The organism is Nostoc flagelliforme FACHB-838 (assembly GCF_014698065.1).
GTDB lineage: Bacteria > Cyanobacteriota > Cyanobacteriia > Cyanobacteriales > Nostocaceae > Nostoc > Nostoc flagelliforme_B.
The window spans coordinates 1-5196 of record NZ_JACJSI010000402.1; the positions used below are offsets into that span (position 1 = coordinate 1).

Annotated in this window: 3 protein-coding genes and 2 pseudogenes; all 5 read right to left on the reverse strand. The window is 40.6% G+C overall.

The features are described 5' to 3' along the window. Nucleotides 1-81 precede the first annotated feature (81 nt). Nucleotides 82-339 (reverse strand): annotated as a pseudogene (locus H6G97_RS44900) (glycerophosphodiester phosphodiesterase family protein); the annotation flags it as partial. A 916-nt stretch (nucleotides 340-1255) separates the two neighbouring features. Continuing rightward, entirely contained in the window at nucleotides 1256-1444 is a 189-nt protein-coding gene (locus tag H6G97_RS44905; protein ID WP_338421985.1) for a hypothetical protein, read from the reverse strand. 273 nt (nucleotides 1445-1717) lie between these two features. After that, nucleotides 1718-3103: an aromatic ring-hydroxylating dioxygenase subunit alpha gene (locus H6G97_RS44910; protein WP_190946927.1), complete on the reverse strand. Its 1386-nt coding sequence runs from the start codon at nucleotides 3101-3103 to the stop codon at nucleotides 1718-1720. 127 nt (nucleotides 3104-3230) lie between these two features. Beyond that, entirely contained in the window at nucleotides 3231-3458 is a 228-nt protein-coding gene (locus H6G97_RS44915; RefSeq protein ID WP_190946928.1) for a hypothetical protein, read from the reverse strand. Between the two features lie 131 nt (nucleotides 3459-3589). After that, a pseudogene (locus tag H6G97_RS44920) lies at nucleotides 3590-5071 on the reverse strand (plasmid replication protein, CyRepA1 family); the annotation flags it as partial. Nucleotides 5072-5196 lie beyond the last annotated feature (125 nt).

Genomic DNA, 5196 nt, shown 5'->3' on the forward strand with positions numbered 1-5196 from the left:
CAAGGTTACTGCTGTTATACAGGATTTCCAGTTAAGTAAAACCATGTTATTTTTCCGTGATTTTTATTACTCTACCAATTCCTATTGAACAGTAGCATAGTAAGCTGCCGTATTTGGGTAATCGCTAAATACGCCATCAACACCTAAGCTGAAAAATAGTTCATACTCTTCTTGGGGATTTCCTTGAAAGTCCAGTGGCAAAAAGCAGTTTTCATTGCGGAAAGTCCAGACATGAACCAGCAAACCAGCCGCATGAGCATCAATGACTAAAGATGTAGACGATTGCAATCTACCACTACTATCTCTAGGAACCAAGAAATTTTTATGAATTCCAACCGCCTAATGTAAGGAATCGGCTTAATTTCTCGCGGATTCTCCAGCTTCCAGTGATATTGCCCAGGCATTCCCCAAGCAAAACAATTCGCAATTCGCTTTTTCGCCCATTCGCAATTAATTTCATTGCTTGATTTTCTGGGTGTTGTGGTTGACATAAGACTAATTCAGTCCAGCAGAGGCTTGATAATATGGACTGTCTCGGAGTCTGTCCAGCTTTGCTTTAACCCACACCAAGTTATGCCGTCAGTAAGGAAAGGCCAAGAGTGTTGCAAATCGGGAAACAGTCTAGAAGCTTTGACTCTGTAAGTTTGTAGCAAGAACTCATATAAATAGGTTTGAAACTTTTTAAAATTGAATCGGTCTAAACAAAGTAAGCAAACCAAATAATCAATGTCATAGCCCTTAGTAGCATCTTTGGTTGTAATCAAAGGCGTTCACTACCTTAAATTTTAGGAGATTATATGAGAAGCTTTCAAAATATTCGACACTTTTCAATGTTCAGTCTAGTATTCTTGTTATTCCTAACGATAGCTAGTAGCATTTTTGCTTATCAAGTATCACCATTAAGAGATGCGAGTTTTCAGCCCAATAGTGCGAACGGAGGTTCGTTAATAGTTTGGATGCAAGGAGTAACAGAAGAGCATTGGTTATTTTTAGCTAATATAATAGCGGTTTCATTATCTACAAATTTGACATTTATTATTTGGCAAGCGCGGAAATTTTACCACAATAATAAGTGGTTAAGTTTTATCCTGATAGCAGTAACATGGGTGATGTTATTTGGGAGTTTTCGGTTTATATCGATAGGTTACTTGTTAATGCAGTGGCTAGTTGATTAAAGCAAGAGTCGCCCATTGTTACAAAAGTTTTTGGTAAATTTAATCATTCTCAGCTTCCTATTTTGCATAGAAAACAATTTTCACTTCATCGGAACTGTTTCAATTTGAAACATGATCATCTCGATTTCATGTTCAGAATTTGTCAGATACTTATTGAATTGTTTAGCGATCGCCCTGAGTTGTTTCAAGATGGAGCCGATTTCTTGTACACGATTTTCACCACCCCGCTTTTCTCTTGGTTCAATCAACTGTACATAGTCCACAATCACCAAGTCGAAACTGAAGCAATTTCTCCTGATCTACACCGCCGTCAACCAATCGCACACCACAGACGTACAACCGCTCCCAAAGTTAACTCAAACCTGCCACTGCCCCAGATACAGCACTTCCAGCAGCTATGAGGTACATCCTAAAAGCTGAAAGCGATGATAGGAGAGGGGCAAGGAGAAAACTATATTGCATAATAGCCGGAAGTGCTGTATCTTTATTCTTTTATTTAATTACGCAAAAAATGAATCTGTCTGGGGTGAAAGTATTTGATGTTAATTTTCGTATAATTCAACCACGGGTAAACCTTTTTTGGGAATACTACTGAGAAAGCGCCCTCGAATTAAATCTAATTTATAGTTAAAAATTAAACTTAATATGCCAAATGAAACTAGTATAACAACTATGTTTATAGGAAGATTAATTACGATTAGTAATAACGCTAAAATCGTCAATCCAAGCGTCAAGTTTTGACAAAAATTTTGGACTTTATCTATCAAAACTAGAGATTGCCGACAACTAGAACAATGTTTTGTATGTCTGTGCCAGATATCATATAACTGCTCATCATTTAATTCCTGAAAAGGTGCTTCTGCTACTCCCTGCCATACAGGTTTACCACCGACAAACTCATCTAGCCATTTCCGAAAAGTAACGATGCCAACGTCAGCTACTGATGGCATAAAATATGACTTTTGCCAAGTTCTATTTCCCACAGATTCGTTAACAGCTTGGGAGTGCATCATTGATAAATCTTGGTTACTCAACTTATAACTAGATGAATGTTTTAACCCAGTTTGTAAATATTTGGGCAGAAGCTCAAACCAAAAATTACGTTTTTGTGGAAGGCCATCAGCAATAAATTTACCAATCTGTTTACAATAACCAGGTTTAGTAGGTATAAAATATAACTGAAACAAAGCGGATTTACCGCTAGAATATTTGTAGATTGTTGTATTAGAACAAGGTGGAGTAAACTTCCGAGTTGCATCCATATCTTTGTTAAAAATATTGTAACCAGAATGCTTTAAAGTAAAACCGTCATCAGCAGATATTTCTCCCATTACTCCAAAATATTGTATTGGGATGGCTCTGTCTGGAGAAAATCCAGCAATTCCTTCATGCAAAAATTGGGCGTGAGAAGGATCAAAACTACTTTCAACAGAGATAATATAATCAACAGGAACTTCTGACATAAACCAATCGCTTGAAGAGCTATCAAGTTGAGATTCGGGCATCAGGGCAGGTTGCTTTGAAGCACTATCTTCAAAAGCAGTAGGGCTATTATCTGCCCAGATCCATAATAATCCTTGTAGCACTTGAGTAGGGTATGTTGTTACTTGTGATCGCTCGCTATTACAAGCAGTTATTAAAGCCTTTTCATCACTCAACATGGGAATATTTGTACATTTCCCTGCCCCATCAAAACACCAACCATGATGACGACACATTAGGTTTCCATTTTCATTGATACTTCCTAAAGATAATTGCGCCAATTTATGGGGGCAAGTATCATCCATTACTACCCAATTTTGATGTTTGTCTCTCCAGATTACTAGCTTTCTTCCAAGCAAAGTGATGGGAGTCGGATGAGAGGGTTCTAGATAGCTGACGGGAGTTATTGGATACCACTGTTTAGTCCACGAGAAGTTAGTTATCATCAAATTAATTAATGTATTCAACTTTTTAATTAGGGTGGCAATCTTGTAACGAAAGAATCAGCATACAGCCTTTAATGTCTAGTTTAAAGGATAAAATCAACTTACCGTACCCGTACGCCCAATTTCTTTAAACCCCTACCAACCAATCGCACACCACAGATCTACAGTCGCTCCCAAAGTTAACCCAAACCTGCCACTGCCCCAAATACCCATTCCAGTAAGGCTCACCATCAGCAACGCCAATAGCCTTGCCAATTATGGAGACTAACTGTTGGTAGAATTGGCCAGCGCTGTCGAGTCCAAGGCGTATTTTCAGCTTCAGCCCCTTCCATCCTTGGACAGTCGGACTTTCCACTGGCGTGAGTGTTTGAGGAATATCCTGGGGGGTGGTGTCAATGCCAGGGCGGCCGCATCATGTCAATAAGCATACTTTATTGAGAATAGATTTAAAATCAATGTCATTAAGTTTTGCTTATTGCGAAAGTTTTAGGCGATCGCTTTGGGGCTTAAAAAATAATCAAGCTCGAAATCCTGATTTTTTCGTTGGTTCTTAACCTTCGTTGTGATCAAGAGTAATTTAGATGCGTTTGCCCTGGTGTCAATGCCTTGTGTTGGTAACACTATATTATTCATGACTGACACCAACTCACGATTTAATGCTTCATTCCGATTGAACCACTGCCCAAAAATCGAATCACGCTGATCATCAACAGGCACAAACTGGTAAACGCACTCCCGATTGTCTTGTGAACCAAGCCGACCAACATAGTCCAACTTCAAATCAATCTTCGCAAGTAGTTTCTGTGCGATCGCCACAGGAGTAAGTTTTTCCGAGATACTGACATGAAGGTAATTCTTGATAACGTGCCGATGCGTTACAGCTAGTGCCTTAAACTGCATCATCTTCTCGTCACTTCCCCGTAACTGAACGTCTGGTGTAAGAAACTGCAACAAATTCAGATTTTCGAGTAACAATACAGCAGGTAATAACTGCCCCTTGTTAAAATCTGGTTTCCAAACCGAATTCTCCCCTGCTTCTAACTGCGCTGCTGCCCGTTTCGCATCACGGTTGGTCAGAAATTCCCGCCCCAGTGTCAAATAGTAGTGCATCCGTAGTTGAGGATACCACCCATCGTCATCTTTCTCGACCAAATCAGGGGTTACGTCAATTTCGTAGCGACGGGACAATTCAGCCTTGCGCTGTTGATGTCGTTCGGTTTTGGTTTTCGCTCTTTTGTCTTGCAGTTTCTTCAATTCGGTTGGGGAGAGTTCATCAGAATTAGCGATCGCTTCACACTCAGCATTATACAATTCAACAGATGCCGCCTTAACCGACTCGATTACAGCCCCACTCTCATCGTCATCAGCATCGTCGGCATCAATAATGGTGTAACCATCTTCGACCAAACCCGCAAGCACAGATTCTCGATAGCGCCGCATTTCTACATTAATCACAGAGCCACACTTGCCCCAAGTCTGCAATGACTCCGGCTGAAAATTCTGGTCAACATAGCTGTAATCGTCATTATCCGCCGCCGATAACAGCGCAATGTTAGCTTGTGTTGCAACGTGCTGACTTCTCAACAATCCTCCGATGGATGTAGAGCTATTACCCACAACCGACATCCCCCACTCTCTCACCCAAATGTGACGGTCAACAGTCTCTCTAACCCTTGCCAACATCTGACGCACAGAGTTAACCGGCTGCACACCTTGAAATATGCCCCAAACACCATCAAAATGTCCTCGAATGTCGATGCTGACCCCAGTTTCTAAACTTGGAGATGCGATAACTAAATCGTACTGGGTCAGAATCTCGTTCAGGTGAGCAATACAACCGAAAGCCGCATGAGAAGGATCAGCAACGGATTCGCTGTCAATTCGCAGGATTCGCAAGTGTGGGAATTTACGGCGAAACCGTTCTTCAAGTGCTTGGGTTCCCCATTTTGACTTGACTTTTTGAGCAGAGCAACATAGTAACTGTAGGTTCGCTCATTTTGGAGGAGTGAGAAGTAATTATGTCTTGCACAGCTTGGAATTTAGCTGATAAAGGGACTCAGGCATTTTCATTAATAAAAGAATCTGTTTTTGAA

Excerpts from the sequence above, each read along its gene's own strand:
- H6G97_RS44910 (WP_190946927.1), bottom strand. The coding sequence starts at position 3,103 with ATGATAACTAACTTCTCGTGGACTAAACAGTGGTATCCAATAACTCCC.